The organism is Streptomyces sp. NPDC087310, assembly GCF_044744405.1.
In the GTDB taxonomy this organism is placed as follows: domain Bacteria; phylum Actinomycetota; class Actinomycetes; order Streptomycetales; family Streptomycetaceae; genus Streptomyces.
In genome coordinates this window covers 226726-253004 of the sequence record NZ_JBIUYF010000007.1, presented here as the reverse complement: position 1 = coordinate 253004, position 26279 = coordinate 226726, and the positions used below count along the sequence as shown (strand labels likewise).

The 26279-nt window shown below is 72.5% G+C and carries 23 protein-coding genes; 15 read left to right on the top strand and 8 right to left on the bottom strand.

The window, feature by feature from the left end:
- The first annotated feature begins 48 nt into the window (after positions 1–48).
- From ACIO3P_RS27025 to ACIO3P_RS27010, 4 genes are read left to right on the top strand one after another with little or no spacing between them, the layout of a single operon-like run.
- Positions 49–1371 (top strand): ABC transporter substrate-binding protein, encoded by a 1323-nt coding sequence (locus tag ACIO3P_RS27025; RefSeq protein WP_401853674.1) that lies wholly within the window; start codon positions 49–51, stop codon positions 1369–1371.
- Entirely contained in the window at positions 1371–2441 is a 1071-nt protein-coding gene (locus tag ACIO3P_RS27020) for a carbohydrate ABC transporter permease (RefSeq protein ID WP_401853676.1), read from the top strand. The genes ACIO3P_RS27025 and ACIO3P_RS27020 overlap by 1 nt, the downstream gene beginning before the upstream one ends.
- On the top strand, positions 2438–3358 hold the full coding sequence (locus tag ACIO3P_RS27015; protein ID WP_329825333.1) for a carbohydrate ABC transporter permease: 921 nt from the start codon (positions 2438–2440) through the stop codon (positions 3356–3358). The genes ACIO3P_RS27020 and ACIO3P_RS27015 overlap by 4 nt, the downstream gene beginning before the upstream one ends.
- A gap of 33 nt (positions 3359–3391) precedes the next feature.
- Positions 3392–4423: a LacI family DNA-binding transcriptional regulator gene (locus ACIO3P_RS27010; RefSeq protein ID WP_329825332.1), complete on the top strand. Its 1032-nt coding sequence runs from the start codon at positions 3392–3394 to the stop codon at positions 4421–4423.
- A 33-nt stretch (positions 4424–4456) separates the two neighbouring features.
- On the opposite strand, the gene ACIO3P_RS27005 is transcribed toward ACIO3P_RS27010, so the two are convergent.
- Together ACIO3P_RS27005 and ACIO3P_RS27000 are read right to left on the bottom strand one after the other, a co-directional pair.
- Complete coding sequence (locus tag ACIO3P_RS27005) at positions 4457–4969, bottom strand: hypothetical protein (protein WP_329825331.1); 513 nt, start codon at positions 4967–4969, stop codon at positions 4457–4459.
- Between the two features lie 74 nt (positions 4970–5043).
- Positions 5044–6393, bottom strand: coding sequence for a DUF1254 domain-containing protein (locus ACIO3P_RS27000; RefSeq protein WP_329825330.1), 1350 nt, complete (start codon positions 6391–6393; stop codon positions 5044–5046).
- 200 nt (positions 6394–6593) lie between these two features.
- Here ACIO3P_RS27000 and ACIO3P_RS26995 point away from each other — a divergent pair, with 200 nt between their 5' ends.
- Positions 6594–6959: a metalloregulator ArsR/SmtB family transcription factor gene (locus tag ACIO3P_RS26995; protein WP_329825329.1), complete on the top strand. Its 366-nt coding sequence runs from the start codon at positions 6594–6596 to the stop codon at positions 6957–6959.
- 344 nt (positions 6960–7303) lie between these two features.
- Positions 7304–8701: a glycosyltransferase family 39 protein gene (locus ACIO3P_RS26990; protein ID WP_401854024.1), complete on the top strand. Its 1398-nt coding sequence runs from the start codon at positions 7304–7306 to the stop codon at positions 8699–8701.
- A gap of 18 nt (positions 8702–8719) precedes the next feature.
- Here the strand turns inward: ACIO3P_RS26990 and ACIO3P_RS26985 are convergent, their stop codons facing one another.
- The 4 genes from ACIO3P_RS26985 to ACIO3P_RS26970 all read right to left on the bottom strand — a co-directional run bounded on the left by ACIO3P_RS26985 (position 8720) and on the right by ACIO3P_RS26970 (position 13376).
- Positions 8720–9949: an alginate lyase family protein gene (locus tag ACIO3P_RS26985; RefSeq protein ID WP_401853677.1), complete on the bottom strand. Its 1230-nt coding sequence runs from the start codon at positions 9947–9949 to the stop codon at positions 8720–8722.
- A gap of 196 nt (positions 9950–10145) precedes the next feature.
- Positions 10146–11372: an alginate lyase family protein gene (locus ACIO3P_RS26980; protein WP_401853679.1), complete on the bottom strand. Its 1227-nt coding sequence runs from the start codon at positions 11370–11372 to the stop codon at positions 10146–10148.
- Positions 11373–11531: 159 nt separating this feature from the next.
- Positions 11532–12569 (bottom strand): substrate-binding domain-containing protein, encoded by a 1038-nt coding sequence (locus ACIO3P_RS26975; protein WP_329825325.1) that lies wholly within the window; start codon positions 12567–12569, stop codon positions 11532–11534.
- A gap of 219 nt (positions 12570–12788) precedes the next feature.
- A complete protein-coding gene (locus tag ACIO3P_RS26970; RefSeq protein ID WP_401853683.1) occupies positions 12789–13376 on the bottom strand; it encodes an MSMEG_1061 family FMN-dependent PPOX-type flavoprotein in 588 nt (195 codons plus the stop codon).
- Positions 13377–13509: 133 nt separating this feature from the next.
- Between ACIO3P_RS26970 and ACIO3P_RS26965 the strand changes: the two genes are divergently transcribed.
- The 5 genes from ACIO3P_RS26965 (at position 13510) to ACIO3P_RS26945 (ending at position 19103) form a co-directional block, all read left to right on the top strand.
- A complete protein-coding gene (locus ACIO3P_RS26965; protein WP_401853685.1) occupies positions 13510–14646 on the top strand; it encodes a FecCD family ABC transporter permease in 1137 nt (378 codons plus the stop codon).
- 110 nt (positions 14647–14756) lie between these two features.
- Positions 14757–15791: an iron chelate uptake ABC transporter family permease subunit gene (locus tag ACIO3P_RS26960; protein ID WP_329825399.1), complete on the top strand. Its 1035-nt coding sequence runs from the start codon at positions 14757–14759 to the stop codon at positions 15789–15791.
- A 24-nt stretch (positions 15792–15815) separates the two neighbouring features.
- Positions 15816–16670 (top strand): ABC transporter ATP-binding protein, encoded by an 855-nt coding sequence (locus tag ACIO3P_RS26955; protein WP_401853687.1) that lies wholly within the window; start codon positions 15816–15818, stop codon positions 16668–16670.
- A 25-nt stretch (positions 16671–16695) separates the two neighbouring features.
- Positions 16696–17733 carry an iron-siderophore ABC transporter substrate-binding protein gene (locus tag ACIO3P_RS26950; RefSeq protein ID WP_401853689.1) on the top strand — a complete coding sequence of 346 codons (1038 nt, stop codon included), beginning with the start codon at positions 16696–16698 and terminating at the stop codon, positions 17731–17733.
- Positions 17734–17816: 83 nt separating this feature from the next.
- On the top strand, positions 17817–19103 hold the full coding sequence (locus ACIO3P_RS26945; RefSeq protein ID WP_329825320.1) for an acyltransferase: 1287 nt from the start codon (positions 17817–17819) through the stop codon (positions 19101–19103).
- 7 nt (positions 19104–19110) lie between these two features.
- Here ACIO3P_RS26945 and ACIO3P_RS26940 read toward each other — a convergent pair whose 3' ends face one another.
- Positions 19111–21153: an FUSC family protein gene (locus tag ACIO3P_RS26940; protein ID WP_401853692.1), complete on the bottom strand. Its 2043-nt coding sequence runs from the start codon at positions 21151–21153 to the stop codon at positions 19111–19113.
- Positions 21154–21544: 391 nt separating this feature from the next.
- On the opposite strand from ACIO3P_RS26940, the gene ACIO3P_RS26935 reads away from it, so the two are divergent.
- Positions 21545–22294, top strand: coding sequence for a hypothetical protein (locus tag ACIO3P_RS26935; protein ID WP_401853693.1), 750 nt, complete (start codon positions 21545–21547; stop codon positions 22292–22294).
- A 121-nt stretch (positions 22295–22415) separates the two neighbouring features.
- On the opposite strand, the gene ACIO3P_RS26930 is transcribed toward ACIO3P_RS26935, so the two are convergent.
- Positions 22416–23171 carry a thioesterase II family protein gene (locus ACIO3P_RS26930; RefSeq protein ID WP_401853695.1) on the bottom strand — a complete coding sequence of 252 codons (756 nt, stop codon included), beginning with the start codon at positions 23169–23171 and terminating at the stop codon, positions 22416–22418.
- 284 nt (positions 23172–23455) lie between these two features.
- On the opposite strand from ACIO3P_RS26930, the gene ACIO3P_RS26925 reads away from it, so the two are divergent.
- The 3 genes from ACIO3P_RS26925 (at position 23456) to ACIO3P_RS26915 (ending at position 26271) form a co-directional block, all read left to right on the top strand.
- The gene (locus ACIO3P_RS26925; RefSeq protein WP_329825316.1) at positions 23456–24304 is read left to right on the top strand and encodes a metallophosphoesterase; all 849 of its coding nucleotides are present in this window, start codon (positions 23456–23458) and stop codon (positions 24302–24304) included.
- Positions 24301–25002: a 4'-phosphopantetheinyl transferase gene (locus ACIO3P_RS26920; RefSeq protein ID WP_401853698.1), complete on the top strand. Its 702-nt coding sequence runs from the start codon at positions 24301–24303 to the stop codon at positions 25000–25002. Before ACIO3P_RS26925 ends, ACIO3P_RS26920 begins: the two co-directional genes overlap by 4 nt.
- Before the next feature lie 285 nt (positions 25003–25287).
- Entirely contained in the window at positions 25288–26271 is a 984-nt protein-coding gene (locus tag ACIO3P_RS26915) for a glycosyltransferase family 2 protein (RefSeq protein ID WP_401790652.1), read from the top strand.
- The last annotated feature ends 8 nt before the right edge of the window (positions 26272–26279 follow it).

The following is a 26279-nucleotide window of genomic DNA, read 5'->3' as shown; positions in this document are numbered from 1 at the left end:
GCCCGCGGGGCGGAGACCTCCGTCAGGGTTCGTCAGGGGAGTAACACCATGCAATTCACGACGCGCAGACGCCTCGTGGCCACGTCCCTCACCATCGCGCTCGGCGCCACCGCGCTCGCCGCGTGCGGCTCCGGCTCCGGCGACGACGACGCGGGGGCCGACGGGCCGGCCGACCTCACCTACTGGGCCTGGGCACCCGGCATGGACAAGGTCGCCGAGCTGTGGAACACGACGGAGGGCAAGAAGTCCGGCATCAAGGTCACGGTGAAGAAGCAGGCGTCCGGCGACGACCTGGTCACCAAGATCATCACCGCGGCCAAGGCGAAGAAGGCCCCCGACCTGGTGCAGGCGGAGTACCAGGCGCTGCCGACGCTCGTCAGCAACGATGTCCTCGCGGACATCTCCGGTGATGTCGCGGACGCGAAGGACGAGTTCGCCCCCGGCGTCTGGCAGCAGACCACGCTCGGGACGGACGCCGTCTACGCGGTCCCGCAGGACTCCGGGCCGATGATGTTCTACTACCGCGCGGACCTCTTCAAGAAGTACGGGCTCACCGTGCCCACCACGTGGGACGCGTTCGCCGAGACGGCCCGCGCGCTGAAGAAGAAGGACCCGTCCAAGGCGCTGACGACGTTCTCCAGCAACGACGCGGGACTCTTCGCCGGTCTCGCCCAGCAGGCCGGCGCCCAGTGGTGGACGACCAAGGGCGACACCTGGAACGTGGGGATCGACGACGCCGCTACGAAGAAGGTCGCGGACTTCTGGGGCGGTCTCGTCAAGGAGGGCGCCATCGACAACCAGCCCATGTACACCCCGTCCTGGAACAAGGCGCTCAACACGGGCAAGCAGATCGCCTGGGTCAGCGCGGTCTGGGCGCCGGGCACCCTGACGACCGCCGCGCCCGACACCAAGGACAAGTGGGCCATGGCGCCGCTGCCGCAGTGGGACGCGGCCGAGCCGACGACCGGGAGCTGGGGCGGCTCGTCCACCGGTGTCACCAACGACTCGCGGCACAAGAAGGCCGCCGCGAAGTTCGCCACCTGGCTGAACACCGACAGCGACGCCCTGGCCGCGCTGGTCAAGGAGGGCGGGATCTACCCGGCCGCCACCGCCGCGCAGACGGGCGGCGCGCTGAGCCAGGCCCCCGGGTTCTTCGCGAACCAGCCGGACTTCTACACCACGGCCGCCGAGATCGCGAAGAGCACCGCGCCCTCCGCGTGGGGCCCGAACGTGAACGTCGCGTACACCACCTTCCGTGACTCCTTCGCCACCGCGGCCAAGGACAAGTCGGACTTCGGCGCGGCCCTGACGACCATGCAGGAGTCCACCGTCGCCGACCTGAAGAAGCAGGGCTTCGAGGTCACCGGCTGATGGCCGCCACCCCACGCCCGGCGGGCGGCCCGGGCCGCGCGCCGGGCGGCACCGCCACCGCTTCCGCCACCACCACCGGCACCACCGCCGCCACCGGCGCCCTCGTCGCCGACGCCGTGGCGCCCGCCGCGCGCGGTCGCGGCGGGCGCCGCCCGCGCAGCCGGGCGAGCCGGCAGGTGCGCAACGCGCCGTTCGCCTTCCTGCTGCCCGCCGCCGCGCTGTTCGCGCTGTTCTTCGCGCTGCCCATCGGGTACGCCCTCTATCTGAGCCTGCGCAAGGTCGAGGTCAAGGGGCTCGGCCTCGGCAGGGGCGCCCGCCAGGAGGTCTGGGCCGGGCTCTCCAACTACACGGACGCCCTCTCCGACTCCGTACTGCTCTCCTCCGCGCTGCGCGTGCTCGGGTACGGGGCGATCGTGGTCCCCACGATGCTCGGCCTCGCGCTGGTCCTGGCCCTGATGCTGGACGCCGAGCGCACCCGGCTCAGCGGCTTCTCCCGGCTCGCGATCTTCCTGCCGTACGCCGTCCCCGGTGTGATCGCCGCGCTGATGTGGGGCTTCCTCTACCTGCCGGACGTGAGCCCCTTCTACTACCTGCTGGACAAGGCGGGACTCCCCCAGCCGAATCTGCTGGACGGCGGGCCGCTGTACATCGCGCTGGCCAACATCGCCCTGTGGGGCGGCACCGGCTTCAACATGATCGTCATCTATACGTCGCTGCGCTCGATCCCCGTCGAGATCTACGAGGCGGCCCGGCTGGACGGCGCTTCACAGCTCCAGACAGCCCTGCGGATCAAGATCCCGATCGTCGCGCCCGCGCTGGTGCTGACGTTCTTCTTCTCGATCATCGCGACCCTCCAGGTGTTCAGCGAACCCACCACCCTCAAGCCCCTGACCAACTCGCTCTCCACCACCTGGTCCCCGCTGATGAAGGTCTATCAGGACGCCTTCGTCAAGGGGGACATCTACTCGGCGGCGGCCACCTCCGTGGTCATCGCGGCCGTCACCCTCGTCCTGTCCTTCGGCTTCCTGAAGGCCGCGAACTCCCGTTCGAACCAGGGAGAGACCTCGTGAACGCTGTCACCACCCGCCGTACCGCGCCCGCGGCCGGCACCACCCCGGGCACCGCGCAGGGGCCGCCACCGGCCCGGCCGAAGCAGCGGCGCCGGATCGCCTGGGTGCCCACGATCGCCCTGTTCGCCGGCGCGCTCTACTGCCTCATGCCCGTGGCATGGATCGTGGTGGCCTCGACCAAGTCGGGCCGCGAGCTCTTCTCCACCTTCACCTTCCTGCCCGGCACGGGCTTCACGGACAACATCGCGGAACTGTCCGCGTACCGGGAGGGCGTGTACTGGCGGTGGATGCTCAACTCCCTGTTCTACTCCGGGGCCGGCGCCCTGCTCTCGACGGCGGTCTCCGCGCTCAGCGGCTACGCCCTCGCCGTCTACCGCTTCCGGGGCCGCGAGACGATCTTCAACGTGCTGCTCGCCGGCGTCCTGATGCCGCCGGTCATCCTCGCCGTACCGCAGTACCTGCTGATGGCGAAGGCCGACATGGCCGACAGCTACCTGTCCGTGCTGCTGCCGGTGATCCTCTCCCCGTACGGGGTCTACCTCGCCCGGATCTACGCGGCGGCGTCCGTACCGCCCGATGTGGTGGAGGCCGGCCGGATGGACGGCGGCGGTGAGTGGCGGATCTTCCGGTCGGTGGCGCTGCCGATGATGCTGCCGGGGCTGGTGACGGTGTTCCTCTTCCAGTTCGTGGCCATCTGGAACAACTTCCTCCTCCCCTACATCATGCTCGGCGACGACCAGAAGTTCCCCGTCACACTCGGCCTCTACACCCTCCTCCAGCAGGGCTCCAACACCCCCTCGCTCTACACTCTGGTCATCACGGGTGCGCTGCTCGCGGTGGTGCCACTGATCGCGCTGTTCCTGGTCATCCAGCGGTTCTGGAGCCTGGATCTGCTGTCCGGGGCCGTAAAGTCCTGACGCGACAGGCACGATCACGAGAGAACGACAGGTATGAGCCGCACGGGCAGCAACGGCCGGCGCAAGCCGCCGACCATCCACGACGTGGCACGGGAGGCGGGAGTCTCACGGGGCACCGTCTCGCGTGTCCTCAACGGCGGCCACTATGTGAGCCCGGCCGCGGAGGAAGCCGTCAACGCCGCGATCCGCAGGACGGGTTACGTCGTCAACCGGCACGCCCGCAGTCTCATCACGGGCCGTTCCGACTCGGTCGCCTTCCTGCTCACCGAGCCGCAGGAGCGGTTCTTCGAGGACCCCAACTTCAATGTGCTGCTGCGGGGTTGTACGCAGGCGCTGGCCGCGCACGACATCCCGCTGCTGCTGATGATCGCGGGGACGAAGGACGAACGGCGCCGGATCGCCCGCTACATCACCTCGGGCCATGTCGACGGCGTCCTGCTGGTGTCCAGCCACTCCGGCGACCGGGTGGCCGAGCAACTGCGGGCGGCCCGGGTCCCGTTGGTGGCCTGCGGAAAACCGCTCGGGCAGAGCTCGAAGGTCAGCTACGTGGCGGCCGACGACCGGGACGGCGCGCGCGAGATGGTGCGCCATCTCCTGCGCGGCGGGCGCCGGCGGATCGCCACGGTGACCGGTCCGCCGGACACCCCCGGCGGTACGGAGCGGCTGGCCGGCTACCGGGAGATCCTCGCCGAGGCCGGTATCGAGGCCGACGACCGGCTCGTCGCCGCCGGTGACTACAGCCGGGCGAGCGGGGAGGCCGCCGCCGTGGAACTGCTGCGGCGGGCACCCGACCTGGACGCGGTGTTCGTCGCGTCCGACCTGATGGCGCAGGGCGTGCTCACGGCGCTGCGGGACGCGGGGCGCCGGGTGCCCGAGGACGTCGCGGTGGGCGGTTTCGACGACTCGCCCGCCGCCCTGGACAGCCGGCCCGCGCTGACCACGATCCGTCAGCCGTGGGACCGCATCAGCGCGGAGATGGTACGGGTGCTGCTCGCCCAGATCGGTGGGGAGGACACCTCCACGGTCATCCTCCCCACCGAACTGGTCCGGCGCGACTCGGCCTGATACCGGGGGCGTCAGCGGACGCCCGGCCCGCGGTCAGCCGGGCAGGGCGTCCCCGCAGCGGGCGCAGAACCGCGCGTCGCGCTCCCCGCAGAGGCGTCCGCACCCCGCACAGACCCGGTTCAGCGCGCAGGGTGGCTCCCCGCCCTCGGCCGGCGGCGCCGGTACGGGGGCGGCGGCCGGCGCCGCTGCGGCGACCGTCAGCCCGGGGCGGCGCGGGTGCGCGGTCAGATAGACCAGGCCGCGTTCCCCCGCGGTCAGCGAGCGGCGCGAGGTCCTGGGCAGCCACACCACCGCGTGCGGGGCGAGCGGCTCGGTCCCGGCGGGCGTGCCGAGTGTCCCCTCGCCGTCGAGGACGACGAGCAGGACGTCGAGCACGTCGTCGCTGTGCTCGGCGACGCCCGCGCCCGGTGGCAGCCGTACGACATTCGCGTCCAGGGCCCGTCCGCGCTCGGCCAGTTTCCACAGCGCGCCCTGCCGGTCCGCGGCGGCCCGTGCGAGGTGTTCATCGAGGGTGACCAGGACGCGGGCGGTGGCGGGCGGCGTCATCGACGGGGCTCCAGACGTGGTGCGGTGGACAGCCCCACGATCATAGTGACGGGCTCGGACAGGGCCCGCCCGCGTCAGGTCGCGCGGCGGATCGCCGGGAGAACGTAGCCGCCGTCGAGAAGCGCGGGGCGCGGCTGGTACAGCCGCAGGACGGGGCGGAAACGTCCGGGCGGGGTGGGCAGCCAGTTGGCGGCGGCCTCCTCGCTCTCCGGACGGCCGGTGCGCAGATGGAGGGTGAGGGAGCCGTCGGCGGCGCGGCGCAGCCCCGGGGTGCGGTCGCCGATCGCGTACCGGTCGAGGGGGTTGCCGACGAGGTGGTACTCGGGCAGGTCGTACATGGTGAGCGACCAGAACGCGTCGACGGGCGGCGGCTGTTCGAAGCGCAGTGTGTAGGTGTGGCGGCCCTCCAGCGGCTCGCCGTCCGCGTCGTTCCAGATCATCGCGTAGGCGGCCTCGTAGCCGTGGCCGCCCCACAGGTCGGTGCGGGCCGCGGCGGCCCGCAGCAGCCGCGCGGCGTCGCGGTCGGTGACCGTCCACTCCGGTCCGGTCAGGACGCCCGTGCCGAAGAAGTCCGCGTTGTGGTCGAAGGCGTGGTAGGCGAGCCGCCAGCCGTTCTGTTCCGGGCCCTCGGCGTGGGTGGCGGCGTACTCGACGCGCTCGCTGCCCTCGGTGAACCCCTCGCGCAGGGCGTCGGCCAGTTCGGGCTCCGGTGACCGGTAGGGGCTCGAAGGGGCCAGCAGGCCGAGGGGTGCGAAGCGTCGCTGGTACGCGGCGTCGACGGGGGCCGGCGGGAACGCGGCCATCCGCACCCGCAGTTTCTCGAAGAACATCAGGGTGCCGTCGGTGACGTCCGGGTCCGAGAGCGGCAGACCGGCGAGGGGTGCGGCGCGCTCACCGCCGGGGCCGGGCGCGTACGGCTCCAGGCGGGTGGCCCGCTGGAGCGCGGTGGTGGCCGCGCGGTCCTCGGGGCCCGCGCACGCCCAGCGGCCGACGAGCGAGGCCACCGCGGTGGGGCAGGCGATCCGGGTGGTCCCGGCCGGGACCTCGCCTTCCCACCCGGGCCCGGTGAGCAGGAAGCTTCCGGCGGCGGTGCCGGTGGCGCGCCGTCCGACATAGGCGAAGTTGTTGGTCCAGGCGTCCACGAACCGCAGGACGTAGTAGCGATCGGCCGTGTCGGGCACGCTCAGCAGCAGCGGGCCGCCGGAGAGGTCGAGCTGGGCCACGGAGTGGACGGTGTCGTCGGTGACGCCGGGGAAGCTGTCCCACGGCCCGGCGGGCTCGGTGCCGTGGGCGAGGGTGTTGAAGGGGGCCGGCGGTACCAGGCCGAGGCCGGCGTGGGTGAAGCGGTCGGCCTGGTCCAGGTTGAACACCATCGGATACCCGTAGACGTACGCCTCGGCCGCCAGCGCCCGCAGATCACTCATGCCGTCCGCCTCTCCGTGCCGTCCGGTGGACGTCGTCCCGTCCGCGTGGACGTCCCTGTCCGGTCACAGGGGTGCCGTCATCGTCCGCCGCCGGGGCCGGGGCCCGCCATCCGGCGGGCGCTGTCCGGGTGAGCGCGCACGCCGTCGCGGCCGCGACACAAGAACAAATCTTCACGTGTCGACGGATATACGATGAGCCCATGGGACACGGAGTCGACGAACGCGCCACACCGACCGGACATCTCGACGCGGACTCCGCCGCCACCATCGCCGCCACACTCCAGGCACTGGCCACCCCCTCCCGGCTGATGATCCTGACCCGGCTGCGGCAGAGCCCCTGCGGGGTGACGGAGCTGGCCGAGGCCGTCGAGATGGAGCAGTCCGCCGTCTCCCACCAGTTGCGCCTGCTGCGGGCGCTGGGGCTGGTCACCGGGGTGCGGCAGGGCCGCCGGATCGTCTACAGCCTGTACGACAACCATGTCGCGCGGCTGCTCGACGAGGCCGTCTACCACATCGAGCATCTTCGCCTCGGCACCCGCGACCTGCCCGTACGCCCCGACGCTTAGCACCGGGCCACCACGCGCCGGGGCACCCCGTGCCGGGAGCCCCGGACGGCGTACGGACCGGGGCCCGGCGGTGGGACCGTCCGGCCGGTCCCGGGGCGTCGGCGGACTCCTCGCGGGCGGATCGGGGATAGTGCGGCCGGTCACCCCGTACGCGCCGCGCCACGCCGACCGGCCCCGCGCGGGAGGGAACGGAGCCCGCCATCCCCCTCGTCCCGCCGCCTTCGCGGCCCGCTCCGGCGCCGGTGGCGCCCACGCCGCGGCCCGCCCGGCCGCTGTTCCCCCGGCTGCCGGCCTCGCGGGCGCTCGCGGTGTGTGCCCCGGCCGCCCTGGCGCTGGTGCTCGGGATGTGGGGGATCCGGCGCGGCGGGACGCTGTGGGGCGACGAGGCCGTCACGTACGCGGTGGCACACCGTGCCCCGTGGCAGATCTGGCACACCGCGGGCCGCATCGACGCGGTCCACGGCCTGTACTACCTGGTCATGCACGGGGTCTTCGCCCTCTGGGACGGCGGTCTCGTGGCGCTGCGGCTGCCGTCCGTGCTCGCGGTGGCGGCGGCGTCCGCCGGGGTCGCGCTGCTCGGCCGGGAACTCGCCGGTCCGCGCGCCGGGCTGCTGGCCGGACTGGTCCTGCCGCTACTCCCCGCCGTGCAGCGGTACGCGCAGGAGGGCCGGTCCTACGCGCTGGTGTGCGCCCTGGTCACCTGGGCGAGCTGGCTGCTGGTGCGCGCGCTCGGCCGGCCCCGGCGGCGCCGGTGGGCCGCGTACGCCGGGGTGATGCTGACCGCCTGTCTGCTGCACGAGTTCGCGGTGCTGACGCTGCTCGCCCACGGGGTGACGGTGGTGTGTTCCCCCGTGTCCCGGCACACGGTACGGGCGTGGAGCGCCGCCGCGTGCGCGGTGGGCGCCGGGCTGCTGCCGCTCGCGCTCTTCAGTACGACGCAGTCGGCGCAGGTCGACTGGATCGGCGCCCCGGGCGCCCGGCATGTCCTGGGCTTCGCCGTGGTGACGGCGGTGGGTGTGGTGTGTGCCCGTACGGCGCCGCGCGGATCCGGCGCCGCCGACCGCCCGGACGGCGCCGCGCCACCGGTCCCCCGGCTGGAGGCGCTCGCGCTGCCGCTGCTGATCCTGCCGACCGCGCTGCTGATGGCGCTCACCCCGCTGCGGCCGTTCTACGTCGAGCGGTACGTCCTCTCGTACACCGTCGGTCTGGCGCTGCTCCTCGGCGCCGCGCTCGACCGGTGCTGGGTCCCGGGGTGCGCGGACCGCGCCCGGCGCCTGGCGGTGGCGGTGCTGGCGGTGGCGGCGGTGCTGGCCGCGCTGTGCCCGGTGGGCGCGTATCTGCGGACCCCGCAGAGCCGTCTCAACGACGCCACCGCCGTCGCCCGCGCCGTAAGGGAGTCGGCGCGGCCCGGTGACGGTCTGCTGTTCGTCCCGGCGCGGCGCCGGGCGTGGACGCTCGCGCGGCCCGGGGAGTTCCGGGGGCTGACGGATCTCGCCCTGGACCGCTCCCCCCTCGCGTCGCACACCCTGCGCGGTACGGAGCTCCCGGCGGAGCGGGTGCGCGCCCGGATGCTGGCGGCGCGCCGGATCGTGGCCGTGGGCGATCCGCCCGGCCGGCCGCTGGAGACGACCGGCCCGGAGGCCGTCAAACGCGCGGTGCTGCGTACGTACTTCGAGGAGTGCGGCAGCCGGACCGTGACCCGGGCCCGGATCACGGTCCACGCCCGCCCGGGCCACTGCTGAGCCGCCGGGACGGTGGGTCTACTTGGCGTACAGCAGGGTGCCGAAGCCCAGTTGGTCGAAGCCTCCGCTGTTCGGCCCGTAGTCACCGCCGCCGCCCTCGGGGCGGACGCTCTCGGCCATGGCCGTGATGTACGGGACGGAGAGGCCCCGGCGCCGCGCGTAGTGGTAGTGGAGGAGGTCCCACACCGGGCGGATCTGGCCCCGGCTCGCGTCGGAGACGACGGTGTGTTCCCGGTAGGCGCAGTTCTGGCCGGTGCCCCAGGAGTACGTGGTGAACGGGACGCTCTGGCCCAGGTTGTACTTGGCGACGTACTGGGCGGCCTTCATGAAGCGGTTGTTGTCGTAGCCGTACAGGTCCTCGCCCTGGCTCCAGGCCATCTCGCAGAAGGCGCCCATCTGGCCCATGCCCATCATGGTGTGGCCCTGGTCGCGGCCGGACTCCTGCCACTGGGCGAGCCCCTCGCTCTCGTACACGAAGGGGACGGCCTTGCCGATCGCTCCGTTGCCCGCGCCGTTCTTGAAGTAGCTGACGGCCTGGTCGTACTTGGCCCCGTCGTCGTTGAGGATGCCGATCGCGAGGATGGAGTTCATGTTGCAGAGGTCCCAGTTCGCCCAGTAGTTGGTGATGCAGGCGTCGTTGTGACCGGTGAGGAACTGGTTGTTGAGCGGGTAGAACACATTCGCCATCATCCGGCGGAAGCGGTCGAGGTCGAACCCCGCGTAGCCGCGCATCAGTTCGGCGGCGTTGGCGAACTGGTAGCCGTAGATCCCGGCGGCGAGGAACCGGTCGGCGTTGCCGGTGACGGTGGTGAGGGTGGCCGACCAGGCGTTGAGGATGTCCCGGGCGGTGTCTCCGTGGGCGGTGGTACCGGCGATCCTCCAGCGCAGCGCGTTCTGATAGGCGGCGTGGATGTCGTTGTACAGCGTGCCGTAGTTCTCGCCGGTGCCGCCGCGGACGACGGTGGCCTGCGGACGGGCCTGCCAGCCCGCCTGGGCGTGCCCGTTGGCGATCAGCCGGTTCCAGCCGGCCAGCCAGGGGTCGTTGCCGGCGGCGACCCGTACCTTCGCGCGGTTCAGCTCGCCGTACGCGTGCAGCGCGCCGGGGTGGACGAAGGCGGCCGGGGCGGCCTGCGCGGTGGGCGCGGTGGTGGCCTGTACGGCACCGCCCGCGGCGCCGGCGAGGGCGAGTCCTCCGGCGGCCTTGAGCATGCCGCGGCGGCTGATCGCGGAGGTGCGGGTGCGGCTCATCGGGATCTCACTCCAGGGTGGGGGGACGGGGACAAGGAACGGGGAGGGGGTACGGCTTCGCACAGCGGGGAGGGAAACCGGTACCTATGGTGCGGGGAGATGACACCCGTGTCTCCCGCCGGTGCGGAATACGAAACTTTCGCTGCGGTCCGGGCCTCGTCCGCCGAAGGCCCGGACCGCACACGGGAGTCGGGGCTCAGCGGCTGTACAGCAGCGTGCCGAAGCCGAGTTGGTCGAAGCCGCCGCTGTTCGGCCCGTAGTCACCGCCGCCGCCCTCGGCCCTTACCTTCTCGGCCATGGCCGTGATGTGGGGGACGGAGAGCCGGCGGCGCCGCGCGTAGTGGTGGTGGAGCACCTCCCACACCGGGCGGAGCTGACCGCGCCCGGCGTCGGAGACGACGGTCTGTTCCCGGTGGGCGCAGTTCTGGCCGGTGCCCCAGGAGTACGGGGTGAAGGGGACGTCCAGGCCGAGGTTGTACCTGGCCACGTACTCGGCGCCCTTCATGAGCCGGTTGTCGTCGTATCCGTACAGGTCGACGCCCTGGCTCCAGGCCATCTCGCAGAAGGCGCCCAACTGCCCCACGCCCATCACGGTGTGGCCCTGGTCCCGGCCGCTCTCCTGCCACTGGCCGAGTCCGCCGGGGTGGAGGAACGGGACGGCGTTCTTGATCGAGCCGTTGCCCTCACCGTTCTTGAAGTACTCCACCGCCCGGTCGAACATGGCCTGGTCGTCGCAGAGGATGCCGATCGCCAGGACGGAGTTCATGTTGCACAGGTCCCAGTTCGCCCAGTAGTTGGTGACGCAGGCGTCGTTGTGACCGGTGAGGAACTGCTCGTTGAGCGGGTGGAAGACGCGGACCATCATGTCCTGGAACCGCTTCAGCTCGAACCCCGGGTGGTCCCGCATCAGTTCGGCGGCGTTGGCGAACTGGTAGCCGTAGAGCCCGGCCGCCAGGAAACGGTCGGCGTTGCCGGTCAGCGAAGTGAGCGTGGCCGACCAGGCGTTGAGGATGTCCCGGGCGGTGTCACCGTGTGCGGTGGTACCGGCGATCCTCCAGCGCAGCGCGTTCTGGTAGGCGGCGTGGATGTCGTTGTAGAGCTGCGGGTAGTTCTGCCCGGCGCCGCCGCGGATGACGGACGCGGCCGGGCGGGGCGCCCAGGCCGACTGCGAGCGCGGATTGGCCACCAGCCGCTCCCACCCCGCCGTCCACGGCTGGGAGCCCGCCTTCACCCGGACCCTGGCCCGGTTCAGCTCCCCGTACGCGTGCAGCATCCCCGGGTGGACGAAGGTCGTGGGCGCGGCGTCGGCCCGGTCGCCGGTCATCGAGGCGACGACGCCTCCGGCGGCCCCCGCCACCGCGAGTCCTCCCGCCACCCGCAGCATGCTGCGGCGGCTCATCTTGTGCTTGTTGTCACGGCCCATGGGTGTGCTCCGAATCGGCTGGATGATGCCTTACCCCTGGGAGACGGCGCGGGCCGCGCGGGATAACAGAAATTTCCGCACCGGACGGAAATCGGTCTCCGCGGTCTCCGCGGTCTCCGCGGTCTGGCGGGAGAGTAGGGAGGAGCCCGCGCCCGGGGCTCAGTTCGGCGCGGGCGCGGTGCTGCCGCGTACCACCAGACGCGTGGCGAGTTCGGTACGGAGGGACGCGGGCGGGTCCCCCGCCGTGAGCGCGACCAGCAGGCGCAGCGCGGTGCCCGCCATGTCGGAGAGCGGCCGGCGGACGGTGGTGAGCGCGGGGGCGGCCCAGCGTGATTCCGGCAGATCGCCGAAGCCGACCACGCACAGGTCGCCGGGGACGCGCAGACCGCGTTCGGCGGCGGCCTCGTAGACGGCGAGGGCCATCGCGTCGGAGCAGACGGAGACGGCGGTCGGCGGCTCGGGCAGCGCCAGGAGTTCCAGCGCGTGGCGGCGGGCGCGGGCCGGGGCGAAGCCGGCGTACCTCTCGTACTCGGGTCGGTACGGGAGACCCGCCGCCGCCAGCGCCGCGCGGTGTCCGGCGATCCGGGCGGCGGTGCCGAGCCGGTGGCGGTGGCCGCCGACGACCGCGATCCGCCGGTGGCCGAGGGCGAGGAGGTGCCCCGTCGCGGCGGCACCGCCGCCGAGGTCGTCCGCGCCGACCCAGGCCACGCCCGGCGGGGGCTCCACCAGCGGGTCGAGCAGGACGAACGGGATGCGGTGCTGCGCCAGCCAGGCGTACTGGGACGGGGTGAGGTTCGCGCGGCTGAACAGCGCCCCGGCCGAGCCGCGCGCGGCGAGCCGGTGCAGCCGGCCGCGTCCGGGCCCGTACCCCCGGGTCCTGGTGAGCCCGGCCGACACGACGATCTCCAGACCGGCCTCGGCCGCGGCGGCCTCGACGCCGTGCAGCACCGCGCCCGACCAGGAGCTGTCCAGGGAGTGCAGGACGACGTCCACCAGGGAGGAGGGCCGCCCGGCGGCGCCGGCCCGGGGCCTGCGCACGTACCCGAGCCGGTCGAGCGCCTCGGTGACGCGGCGCCGGGTCTCGGGTGCGACGTCCTCGCGCCCGTTCACCACCTTCGAGGCGGTGGGGACCGACACCCGGGCCTCCCTGGCCACGATCGCGAGGGTCGGTCCGGTGGGGCCGCCGGTGCGCGCCATGGTCCGCCCCTTCATGCCGTACCCGGCCCGTCGAGTCGTGGTGCAGGAACGGCTGCGTCGGGGTCCGCCCGGATAGCAACCGGTTTCTACATTACGGCCGCGTCCCGGTGGCGTGAAGCCCTCGTACCGTCGGCGCCGAAGACCGTGCGGAGGGGCCCGGTCCGCCACCGCACGGTGGGCGCACGACCGCCACCGCGCGGTGGGCGCACGGCCGCGCTGTCACTCCTGCGGCCAGGTCTCCGGGCGCCAGAGACCGGAGCGGTGCAGCGCGGCCGGGCAGTGCCGGAAGATCTCGTCGATCTCCACCAGCAGGGCGAGCAGCGGGCGTTGGCCCTTCAGGGTCATCCCGTCGAAGAACGGCGCGTCGGTGAGGATGCGCGCCCGCCCGTTGACGCGCAGCACCTCCGTGCCGCCGGGCACGAGATGGACCAGGCCGACGTGCCGGTTCTCCAGGATGTTGTGGAAGCTGTCGGCCCGCCGGTTGCCCGGCCGGTCCGGCAGGACCAGGGTGCGGGAGTCCAGGGCGCGGACGAAGCCCGGGACGTCGCCGCGCGGTGAGGCGTCGCAGTTGCCCCGGCCGTCGGAGGTGGAGAGCAGGCAGAACGGCGAGCGCGCCAGCAGCTCCAGGTCCTCGCGGATCAGCCGGTCCCTGACCTTGTCGATCACGATCGGGGGCGGGGTGCCGAGCAGGGCGCGCAGTTCGTCGGCGGACCGCAGTTCGCGGTGGTCCGCGCGGTCGGCCGACCGGTCGTCGTCGAGCCGGTCGAAGGGGAGCGGTCCGGGTTCCGTCGTCGCGGGGTGGGGCATGGTTCTTCTCCCGTGTACGGGCCGGGCGGGACGGGGCAGGACAGCCGTTCGGTAATGTTAGGCTCACCTTACTTTATGAACTGACCAGCTTCCGCGGTGCGGTCGGCCGTGCCCGGAGCAGCACAGTGAGGGCATGCCAGATGCACGGTGGGACGCTCCGCGCGAAGGTCCACGCAGCGTGAGGGCACACTCCGGGCCCCGGACCGGGCCCGGCTCCGCCGCCCCGCCCGCCGATGAGCCCGCCGACCGCGCGGGCCCCGGCGCGCGCAGGGGCCGTCCGCTCCTCGGAACCGGCCTGCTGGTGACCGCGGGGCTGCTGGCGCTGGCGGTCTGGGCGAGCCTCGCGTTCGGTTCCGGCGATGCCGCGACCGGCGATGTGCTGGGGGTCCTGTTCGACCGGGATCTGTCCGACAAGGGGCAGCTCATCATCTGGGAGGAGCGCGTTCCGCGTACCGTCGCCGGGCTGATGACGGGCGTCGCGCTGGGGCTCGCCGGGGCGGTCATGCAGGGCGTGGCGCGTAACCCACTGGCCGACCCGGGCATTCTCGGTGTCAACGCCGGTGCCTCGGTGGCGGTGGTGGGCGCGATCGGCCTGCTCGGCCTCGGCTCGCCCTCCGCGTACATCTGGTTCGCGCTCCTGGGCGCGTTCGCCGCGACCGTACTGGTCTACAGCGTCGGCTCGCTGGGCCGGGACGGCGCCACACCGGTGAAGCTGGCGCTGGCCGGGGCGGCGACCACCGCCATTCTGGGATCGGTGACCACCGCCATCCTCCTGACGGATCGTCAGGTATTCGACCGGTTCCGGTTCTGGAAGGTCGGCTCGCTCGCCGGCCGGGACGCCGAACTGCTCTGGCAGGCCCTCCCGTTCATCGCGGTGGGTGTGGTGCTCGCGCTGGCGCAGGGGCCGCGGCTCAACGCCCTGTCGCTGGGCGACGACATCGCGCGGGCGCTGGGACAGCGGGTGGGTGCGGCGCGGCTGGTGTCGGCGGCGACGGTGATGCTGCTGTGCGGTACGGCCACCGCGGTCGTCGGTCCCATCGGCTTCGTCGGCCTGGTCGTACCGCACGCGGCCCGGATGTTCACCGGACCCGACTACCGCTGGATCCTCCCGTACAGCGCGCTGCTGGCGCCCGTGCTGATGCTGGTCTCCGACATCGTGGGGCGGGTGATCGCCCGGCCCGGTGAGGTGCAGGTGGGGATCGTGACCGCGGTCGTCGGGGCCGTCCCCTTCGTGATCCTGGTGCGCCGTCGTCATCTGGTGGAGCTGTGAAGGACCTGACCGCTGGAGCCGTCGAGAGCCCGACCGTGCCGGACGGCCCTTCCGGCGGCCGTTCCGACCGCCGTTCCGACGGCCGTTCCGGGGAGCGGCCGGACGCGCGGCTGACCGCCGCCGTCGCCGATGTCGTACGGGCGCGGCGCTCCGGGAGGACCCGGTCCGCCGTGGTCTGCGGGACGCTGGCCGTCGCCGTACTGGCCGCGCTGTGCGTGTCGCTGGCCGTCGGCGACCTGTTCGTCCCGCTGGACGAGGTCGTCGCGACGCTGGCCGGTGGCGGGAACGGGGGCGCCCGGTTCGTGATCGTCGAACTGCGGCTGCCGCGCGCGCTGATCGGCCTGCTGGTCGGGGCGGCCTTCGGGCTCTCGGGCGCGGTGTTCCAGACGCTGCTGCGCAACCCGCTGGCCAGTCCCGATGTGATCGGGATCAGTTCGGGGGCGGGCGCGGCCGGGGTGCTGGCCAGCGTGGCCTTCGGTGCCAGTGGTTTCGTTCTCTCCGCCAGTGCCCTGCTGGGCGCGCTGGTGACCGCGGCGGCGATCTACGCGCTCGCGTGGCGCGGCGGCGTCGCCGGGTACCGGCTCGTCCTGGTCGGCATCGGGATCGGCGCGGCGCTGTCCAGCATGATCTCGCACCTGCTGACGAGTTCGAACCTGTCCGAGGCGCAGAACGCCCTCGCGTGGCTGACGGGCAGCCTCAACGGCCGTTCCTGGAACCAGCTCTGGCCGCTCGTCGTGGCCCTGGCGCTCCTCGTACCACCGACGTTCCTCGCCGCGCGCCCCCTCCGTACCCTGCAACTGGGCGACGAGACCGCGGTGGGGCTCGGCACCCGGGTGGAGCGCGCCCGGCTGGCGCTGATCGTCTGCGCGGTGGCGCTGGCCGGGGTGGCGACCGCCGCGGCGGGCCCGGTGGCGTTCGTGGCGTTCGTCTCCGCGCCGATCGCCCGCCGGCTGGTCCCGCGCCGGGGCGCCGCCCTGCTGCCCGCCGCGCTGACCGGGTCGCTGATCGTGCTGGTCGCGGATTTCGCCGCGCAGCATCTGCTGGGTTCCACCCAGTTCCCGGTGGGTGTGGTGACGGGTGTGATCGGCGCGCCCTATCTGCTGTGGCTCCTGGCCCGCGCCAACCGGGCGGGCAGGGGCGGCTGAGTGACACGAGGGAAGGATCTGCACATGAGTGCGGAGCACACACTCCAGGCGCGGGACGTCCGTCTCGGGTACGACGGGCGTGAGGTCGTCGCCGGGCTGAGCGTCGACATACCGCCGGGCCGGATCACGATGATCGTCGGCCCGAACGCCTGCGGGAAGTCGACACTGCTGCGCTCGATGGCCCGGCTCCTGGCGCCCACCGCGGGACGTGTGCTGCTCGACGGGAAGGACATCCAGGCGATGCCCACCAAGGAGGTCGCCTCGGTGCTGGGGATCCTGCCGCAGAGCCCGGTGGCCCCCGACGGCATCACGGTGAGCGATCTGGTGGGCCGGGGCCGCTATCCGCACCAGGGGTGGTTCCGGCGCTGGACGGCCGAGGACGACACGGCGGTGGCGCAGGCGCTGCTGGCGACGGACGTGCTGGAGCTGGCGTCGCGGCCGGTGGACGAACTCTCGGGCGGTCAGCGGCAGCGGGTGTGGATCGCCATGGCGCTGTCGCAGCGTACGGACATCCTGCTGCTGGACGAGCCGACGACGTTCCTCGACATCAGCCACCAGCTCGACGTGCTGGATCTGCTGACCGATCTGAACCGGTCGTACGGCTCGACCATCGCGGTGGTGCTGCACGATCTGAACCTGGCCTGCCGGTACGCCGACCATCTCATCGCCATGAAGGACGGGCGGATCGTGGCGGAGGGGGCGCCCGCGGACATCGTGTCGGCGGAGTTGGTGACCGAGGTGTTCGGGATGCGCTGTTCCGTCGCCGAGGACCCGGCCTCGCTGACGCCGATGATCGTCCCGATGGGCCGTCACCACATCGCCGGGGAATCCGCCGGGGAACCGGCGGTAGAACGGTCGGCCCCCGCCCGTACGGAATAATCTGAGGTTAGGCTAACCTAATTTCATGTCATTTCGAAAGAATCTTCATACTGCCCCGAGACGCCGGTCGCGGTCGGCTCCCGGCGCCCTGTCGGCCGCTCTGACCGTGGTGCTCGTCGGAGCGCTGGCCGCCTGCGGTTCCTCCTCGTCCGACGACACCTCCGGCGGCTCCTCGTCCGCCAAGGGCGACGGAGCCTTCCCCGCCAAGGTCGCGACCAAGTTCGGCGACGTCACCGTCACCGAGCGCCCCCAGCGCATCGTGGCGCTGGGCTGGGGCGACGCCGAGGCCGCCCTGGCGCTCGGGGTGCAGCCCGTCGGGGCCAGCGACTGGCTGGCGTTCGGCGGCGACGGCGTCGGCCCCTGGGCGAAGGGCCTCTACAAGAAGAGCCCGCAGATCATCGGCACGCTGGAGCCCCAGTTCGAGAAGATCGCGGCGCTCCAGCCCGATCTCATCCTGGACACCAAGTCCAGTGGGGACCAGGGGCGTTACGACACCCTGAGCAAGATCGCCCCGACCATCGGGGTACCGAAGGGCGGCGACCAGTACAAGATCTCGTGGAGCAAGCAGACCGAGATGATCTCCACGGCGCTCGGTATCCCCGAGAAGGGCGAGCGGCTCATCGCCGAGACCGAGCGCAAGTTCCAGGACTCCGCCGCCGCCCACCCCGAGTTCAAGGGCAAGACGATCACCCTCGGCTCCCGGACCGCCGCCGAGTTCGGCGCGTACGTCCACGGCACCGGCCGCGTCGACTTCGTCGAACGACTCGGTTTCAAGAACAACCCGGCCGTCGACGCCAAGGCCGGCGCGTCGTTCTCCATCCCCGTCAGCCGCGAGAACCTGGATCTGCTGGACGCCGACCTCACGGTGATGGCACCCATCGGCGTGGACGCGAAGAAGATCACCGACGACCCGCTCTACCAGGCCGTTCCCTCCGTCAAGGCGGGCCGCTCGGTGATGCTCGACAACGACACGCTCAGCAACGCGTTCGCGACGGACTCGGTGCTCTCGGTGGCGTACGCGCTGGAGAAGGTCGTCCCGCTGTTCGCCGCTCCCCTCACGTAGCCTCCGTCCCCCGAACGGCCGCGCGTTCATGAGATTTCGATGAACAACCGCGTGGCCGTTCACTTTCCGGGCACGGGCACGGGATGGACAGCACACCTACCGAGACAGCGACGCGCACGGGCCGAGCGGACGGAGCCGCCGAGGAGCGGGCGCGGCACAGACCTGCCGGATCCGGCGGCGGCACGCTGGAGCTGCCCCGGCGCACCGGTCACGGCGGCGCGCCGTCGGTGCTCGCGCTGGGGCTCATTCCGGTACGGGCGAACGGCGCGCCCGACCGGGGCGGGCGCGGCTTCCCTGGAGCGCTGCGCCGGGGCGGCCGGGTGCGCGGGGTGGACGGACTGCGGGCGCTGGCCGTGGTGCTGGTCATGGTCTACCACCTCGCTCCCGATCTGCTGCCCGGCGGGGCGCTCGGGGTGGATGTCTTCTTCACCATCAGCGGATTCGTGATCACCCGGCTGCTGCTCGCCGAGTTCGCCAGGACGGGCGACGTCGCGATGCGGTCGTTCTACTGGCGGCGCTGGCTGCGGCTGGTCCCGGCGCTGCTCGCCGTCTGCGCGTTCTGCGCCGTACTGGCGCTGACCACCGAGCTGCCCTCGTTCGACGGCGCGTGGGCGGCGATCGTGCTGGCCGCCACCTTCCTCATCAACATCGTCAGGGCCTCCCAGCCCGGCGTCTACTCCAGTGACACCTCCCTGCTGTCGCACACCTGGTCGCTCGGTGTCGAGGAGCAGTTCTACCTCTTCTGGCCGCCGCTCCTGCTGCTGCTCCTGCGCCGCTTCCGGGCCCGTACCGTGCTGATCTGCACCGCTGTCGTGTGTCTGCTGCCCCTGGTGTGGCGCGTTGTGCTGTGGAATCCGACCGCCGCACACCGTATCTACAACGGCATGGACACCCGGGCCGACCAGCTTCTCGCGGGCGCGCTGCTGGCCGTACTGGTCGCCCTGCTGCCCGCGGGCGATCCGCGGCTCGCGGCGCTGGGGCGGTGGGCGGGACGGCTGGCCTGGCCCGCGTTGGGGCTGCTCGCCCTGATCGTCTGGCAGGTGCCGATGACCGGCGCCACCGCCTGGACCGTGCCCTGGTACACCACCGGGTTCCTGGTGACGGGCGTCCTGTCGGCGACGCTGGTCGCGGCGCTGGAGCTGCGTCCCGACACCTGGCTGTCCCGGTCGCTCTCGCTGGCGCCGCTGGTGTGGATCGGACGCAATCTCAGCTACGGCCTCTATCTGTGGCACTATCCGCTGGCCCGGCTCATGTCGGACCTGGGCCTCGGTGCCTGGCAGGGGCTCGCGACGGTGGCGGCCAGTTTCGTGGCGGCCCTCGCCTCGTACCGGCTGATCGAACGGCCGCTCACCCGCCGCAAGACCCCTTAGGGCGTGGTCAGGCCGCCGTGGTCAGCGCCTGGATCCCGTGGAGGTGGGTCATCACGTCCCCCAGGGACCGGCACCGGCTCGGGACCGGCGGCAGGGCCGCGGCGGCCAGCGGGCGGCCCTCCTCCAGCGCGTCGGCCATCGCGGCCAGCGCCTCGGTGACCTCCCGCGCCTCGGCGGCCGACGGCGCCGGCACGCCCTGCTCGACCCGTACCGCGCAGACGGTCGCGGCCTCCACGATCCGCTCCGTACGCGCCACCACCGCCAGCCAGTCGTGGCGGTGGGTACGGTGCGGTCCCGGCAGCTCGGCGGCGGCCGTCTCCGCAACGGCCCGCGCCTCGGCGAGCGCGCGGTAGGCGGCGTGCCGCAGCGCGACACCGGCGGCGTCGCCGCCCGTCGGCGCCGGTGTCCCCGTTCCGTACGGCGCCCCCGTGGCCCGGGGCGTGTCGTCGGCGGGCGGTGTGTCCAGTACGTGGCTCAGGTACCGCTCCGTGCAGCGCAGCGCGACCGCGAAGCGGTGCCCGACCCGCAGCCGCGGATCGGTGAGGTGCGGCAGGTGCCCGACGAGCAGCACGATGGCGCAGGCGAGCGCGGTGTCCAGCAGTCGCGCCACGGTCGCCTCGGTGTCCCCCGCCGCGTAGAGGAACGACAGGACGAGCAGGGTGACGACGGCGGTCTGGAAGCCGAAGTGGCGTGTGGCCACCGGGATCAGCGCCCCGCCGGTCACCACCACGGCGATCACCCACCAGGGGCCGCCGAGGCCCGCGGTCGCCGCCGTGAGCAGGATGAAGACCAGCACGCCCGCGGCGGTGCCCGCGACACGGTTCACCACCCGGGAGAAGAGCGGTCCCAGGTCGGGCTTGACCAGGAAGGCGGCGGTGGCGGGCAGCCAGTACCAGTGGTCCTGGTGCAGGCTCAGGGCGACGGCGGTGCTCGCCGCGACGCACAGCGCCACCCGCAGCCCGTTCTCCCGCCGCGCGGGCGCGAACACACGGCCCAGCAGCCGGCGGACGGTGCGCGGTGTGCGGGGCGGGACGGGAGTCGTCGCGTACGGCGGGGGCTCGGCGTCCGGCTCCGTACGGTCGAAGGCGATCGCCGCGTCCAGCAGCGCCCGGTCGAACGCACTGCGCTGAACGGTGTCGGAGGCCGGGCTCGGCAGCGCGCCGGGCGCTCCGTCCGCGCGTACGGCCGCGGCCAGCCTGCGGGGGCCCTCCGCCACCTGCGCGGGCAGCGGCCTGCCTTCCCAGAGCAGCGCTATCCCTGCCTCGCACAGCGCGGTCGCCGCGCCGAAGCGGGTGACGATCCGGTGCGCCGCGGCCGAGCCGCCCGTCCTGGCCGGCCAGGACAGCAGCCGCATCAGGCGCACCGACTCGTCCGCGCGCTGCTGCGCGGCGGTCAGCCGGCGCCTGGCGGCCCCTGCGTCGGGACCGCCCACGGCGCGCAGCACGTCGGCGAGCGCGTCGAAGACGGCGGCGACGGCCTCCCGCTCGCCGTCCCACCGGGCGCCGCGGCGCCGGCTGGGGGCGCGCAGGAGGAAGCGCAGGAGCAGCAGCCAGGCGGCGCCGCCGAGGTAGCAGGACGCCTTGAGCCAGGCGGGGCCCGCCAGCGGCATCCCGGCTCCGATGGACGCGGTGACGAGCAGTTGCATCGCGGCGGCCGACCACACCGGACCGGCGACGCTCAGCGCGCCGGAGAGCCAGCCCACCACGAAGAGGGCGGGCACGGCGGCCCACCGCCCGCCGGTGTCCGCGAGCAGACCGCCGCACAGCACTCCGAAGGCTCCGGCGGCGGGCAGACCGATGTGGACGACTCCGGTGCGGCGGGTGCCGGGCCGGTCGTTGACACCGGCGAGCATCGCGCCGAGCGCGGCGAGAACGCCCGGGCCGACCTCGCCGGTCAGCACACCGAGCGCGAGCAGCGGGCCGGCGCTCAGCGCGCCGCGGACCACGGCTGCCCGCGGAACGGGGCCGGAGCGCCAGCCCAGCGGGTGGCTGAGCCAGGCGGGCACCGCACGGCGTGCGAAGCGGGGACGGCGCGGGAGGAAGGCGATCACAAGTCTCCTGGGCGACCGGTCGGGGGCGGGTGAGCGGACCGGCGGGCAGCGACGACCGCACCTCTCCGACCGTAACAGCACACCTGACCGTTCGAGCCGCTGTTCCGTTACGGGCAGATGTCCGTCCGCGCGGCCGTTCGCCTCGACAACGCGCCACACACCTCCCACCGGTCCCACCACCGGCGCTGTCACCTGCGGTTGCCCGGCAGCGGCCGTGTGACGAGGGGTCCGTGAACTAGCCTGCGCACAGGGCGAGTTCGGGCCGTCCGAAGAAATGAGTGAAGACCGTTCACACGTTCCCGCCACAACACGACACACCACAGGGCCTAGGCTGCACCCATGAGGCGGCCGACGGGGGCAACGGCGGCGGCCAGGACGAGAGGGCGACACCATGACATCCACATCCCGTACACCGGGCACCATCGAGGCGACCACGGCGCTTCTCCGCTCGGAACTCCCTCAGTTGGAATCACACCAGCAGGCGCTGGAGAAGGAACTGGCCACGGTCACCGAGCGGTTGGAGTCGGTGCGTACCGCACTGGGCGCGCTCCAGGCGCTCTCCCCCGCCCAGGAGGCGGCCGAAGCGGTGGCACCGGTGGCCGCGCCGGTGGAGCCGGAGCCGGCGCCGCGACTGGTGGCCCAGCGGACCGCGCCGGAGGCGGCGCCGGCCGATGAGGCCACCATCGAGGAGACCGCCGTCGAGGAGGCTCCCGAGGAGCAGGCCCCCGCCGAGAAGACCGCCGCCCCCGCCCGCGCGAAGACGCGCGGTGCCGCCAAGGCCACGAAGGCCGCGGCCGGTTCGGAGGCCAAGGCGAAGGCGGGGACGGCCGCCAAGGCGCCGAAGGAGACCAAGCGCCGCCCGGCGAAGAAGACCTCACCGGCCAAGTCCACGAAGGCCGCCGCGAAGAAGACGGCTCCCACCACCGAGGACCAGCAGGGCGCCGGACTGACGGACCAGATCCTGGCCATCCTCGCCGCGGCGGGCGGCGACCCGGTGCGCGCCCGTGATGTGGCGGCGCAGTTGGGGCGCGACGGTACGCCCGGCAGCATCAACGCGGTACGGAGCACCCTCGACCGGCTGGTCGGCACCTCGCGCGCCCATCGGGCCGGGCGCGGTCTGTACCAGGCGTCCACCACCTGACGGTCACCGCGTCACACCCGGTGTCCGCCCGTCCACGCCCCCTGGACGGACCGGTGGCGGCTTGCGGCCACCGGTCCGGGCCGGGCCCGCGCGTACCGGCGCGCAGGCCCGGCCCAGCGGTTCAGGAGACGGACGTCAGGTGTTCCCGCAGCGCCGCGAGCACCGCGGGTGCCTGCGCGCTGAGATAGAAGTGACCGCCGGGGAACACCTTCAGGTCGAAGCCGCCCGTGGTGTGGCCGCGCCAGTCCCCGGCCTCCTCCAGTGTGGTCTTCGGATCGCTGTCGCCGGTGAGAGCGGAGATGGGGGCACGGAGCGTGATACCCGGTTCGCACCGGTATGTCTCGATGGCCCGGTAGTCACTGCGTATGGCCGGCAGGATCATCCGGAGTATCTCCTCGTCCCCGAGCAGCGCCGTGTTCGTCCCGGACATCGACTTCAGCTCGGCGACGATCCCGTCGTCGCTGCGCCGGTGCACGTCCTCGTCCCGGTGGCGCGACGGGGCGCGCCGTCCCGAGGCGAAGAGGCGGGAGATCTCGCCGCCGTCGGCCTCGAAGCGCCGTGCGACCTCGAAGGCGAGGACGGCGCCCATGCTGTGCCCGAAGAACGTCGTCGGCCGGGCGCTGAGCTGCTCGCGGACCGCGGCGTAGATCCGGTCGGCCATCACCCCGATGTCATCGGGGCTGGTCTCCTTGCGCCGGTCCTGGCGTCCCGGGTACTGCACCGAGAACACCTCGGTCACGGACGAGAGTTGCGCGGAGACCGGGAAGTAGAAGGAGGCCGAGCCGCCCGCGTGGGGAAAACAGAAGAGTTGTCCCGGGCTCTCCGGTGCCGGATGGAAGCACCGGATCCAGAGGCTCTCCTCGGTGGACGTCGCCATCGTGTCGCACTCCTCCTGGTACCTGGGGACGGACCGTACGGTCCGGGCCACCCGGCGGGGCCGGGCCGTCGTCACTCTACTGTGGGCGTACGCCGCCCGTCAGCAGGGCCGATCGGCCCGCCCCTCGCCCCGGCGGAGCACCGGCCGGGGCGGGGGCCAGGGACGGGGGACAGGGCATCGGGCGCCTGAGATCGCGCACTTCTGGGCAGGCTTCCCCGTAATCTCGAAGGGTGAACACACCGGCGCCCGACCGGCGTTCGAGCCCGACCCGGAAGGACAGCACTGTGCCCGACGGAAAACTCCTGGCCGTCAGCGATCTGCACGTCGTGTACGAGGAGAACCGCGCGCTGGTCGAGGACATGCGCCCGGACTCCGACGAGGACTGGCTGATCGTCGCGGGCGATGTGGCCGAGAAGTACGCCGATGTGGCCTGGGCCCTGCGGCTGCTCAGCGAGCGGTTCGCCAAGGTGGTGTGGGCGCCCGGCAATCACGAGCTGTGGACGCACCCGCAGGACCCGTGTGATCTGCGCGGCGAGAAGCGCTATCTGCGTCTGGTCGAGCTGTGCGGGGAGTTGGGCATCGCGACGCCCGAGGACCCGTACCCGGTGTGGCGCGGCGCGGGCGGCCCGGTCGCCGTCGCACCGCTGTTCGTGCTCTACGACTACTCGTTCCGGGCCCCTGGCACCTCCACCACGGAGGATTCGCTGCGCGTGGCCCACGAGGCGGGCGTCGTCTGCACCGACGAGTACTTCCTGCACCCGGACCCGTATCCGGGCAGGGACGCGTGGTGCTGGGCACGTGTCGAGGAGACCGAGCGGCGGCTGTCCGCCGTCGATCCCGGGCTGCGAACGATCCTCGTCAACCACTTCCCGCTGGTACGGGACCCCACCCGCATCCTGCACCACCCGGAGTTCGCGCAGTGGTGCGGCACCGAGCGGACCGCCGACTGGCACACGCGGTTCCGCGCCGCCGCCGTCGTCTACGGCCATCTGCACATCCCCCGGGTCACCTGGCACGACGGGGTGCGCTTCGAGGAGGTCTCGGTCGGCTATCCGCGCGAGTGGCGCAAACGGCCGCCGAGGATCCCGCTGCGGGAGATCCTGCCCGTCCCGGACAACCGGAACGCGTGGTGATCGAGGACGTACTGCCCGCCGCGGTCGCCTGCGAGGCGGCGTACGACGACCCCGGGCCGGGGCCCGGCGAGCTGATGTACCCGCAGGAGACGGAGCGGGTCGCGAGAGCCGTGCCGAAACGGCAGCGGGAGTTCACGACCGTACGGCTGCTGGCCCGCCGCGCGCTGCTGCGGATCGGACAGCCACCCGTACCGCTGCTGCCGGGCCCCCGGGGCGCGCCCCGGTGGCCCGACGGGATCGTCGGCAGCATGACGCACTGCGACGGGTACCGCGCCGCCGCCGTGGCGCGGGCGGACGGGACGGCGTCGGTGGGCATCGACGCGGAGCCTGACGCGCCGCTGCCGGACGGGGTGCTGGACCTCATCGGGCTGCCCGACGAGACGGAGCGGATCAAGTTTCTGACGGAACAACACCCGGGGACGAGCTGGGACCGGATGCTCTTCAGCGCCAAGGAGAGCGTCTTCAAGGTCTGGTACCCGCTCACCGGGATCGAACTGGACTTCTCCGAGGCGCGGATCGACATCGACCCGGTCGAACGGACCTTCCGCGCCGAACTGCTGGTGCCGGGCCCGCTGGTCGGTGGCCGGCGGGTCGGGGAATTCCCCGGCCGCTGGATCGCGGGGCGCGGCCTGGTGGTCACCGCGATCCACCTCCCCGCCCCGCGGAAGATACGGGAGACACCGGAGACACCGACCTGACGGAATGCGGTACGGCTTCCCGGGACGGCGCGGTGCGAAAGCTCCGCGCCGTCCGGCATGTCCCATTGAGCTGAAGATAGATTAATCCTATGGTTGCCACCGGCAACGGACATACGGAACGGACCGGAGGAAGCGGCGTGGGCACGATGCGGCGACAGCATTCCGGCGACCGGAAAGCCGGGTAGCGCACGGTGAATTCCCACGCTTTCCACGGCAGCATATCCGGCTGATTCCTCCGCCCCGCCCTTCCCGGGCGCGCCTGCCGAATCAGCCATGTGAAGTGGGATGACCATGCTTCAGGTTTCCATTGTCGTACCGTGTTTCAACGAGAGCGAAGTGCTCGGGTCTTTTCACAGCGCTCTGCTCGCCGCCCTCGAACCGACCCGGCAGACCTTCGAGATCTGTTACGTGGACGACGGCAGCACCGACGGGACCAGGCTGCTGCTGAGCGGACTCGCCGGCGCCGACCCCCGGGTCCGCTACACCTCCTTCAGCCGCAACTTCGGCAAGGAGGCGGCCATGCTCGCGGGGCTGCGGATGTCCCGGGGCGACGCGGTGGTCCTGATGGACGCCGACCTCCAGCACCCTCCCGACCTCGTCCCCCGGATGCTGGACCTGCACCGCCACGGCTACGACCAGGTCGTCGCCCAGCGCGACCGCGCGGGCGAGGGCGCCCTGCGCACCGCGCTCAGCCTCGCCTACTACCGGCTGGTGCGCCGCTGCATGGAGGTCGAAGTCGTCGACGGGGCGGGTGACTTCCGGCTGCTCTCGCGCCGCGCGGTGGACAGTGTGCTCTCGCTGCCCGAGTCCAACCGGTTCTCCAAGGGGATCTTCTCGTGGATCGGCTTCGACACGGCGAGCTTCACCTACCGGAATGTGCGGCGGGCCGCCGGAAAGTCGAAATGGGGCGGGCGGAATCTGCTCAACTACGGAATCGACGGGCTGCTCTCCTTCAACAGCCGCCCTCTGCGGCTGGCGATCCACACCGGGCTGTGGCTCTTCCTCTCCGCGCTGGGATACGCCCTGTGGATCATCGCGAATGTGGCGCTGAACGGGGTGGACGCGCCCGGTTACACCACGCTGATCACCTCCGTCGTTGCGCTCAGCGGAATCCAGCTCGCGACGCTCGGCATCATCGGCGAATACGTGGGCCGGATCTACCACGAGGCGAAACACCGTCCGCATTACGTGGTCCGCGAAACGGAACAGTCCCGTATCGGTGAGCAGTCCCGTACGGGTGTCGGACCGAGGAACAGGGCCGCCCTCTAAGGCGTGTT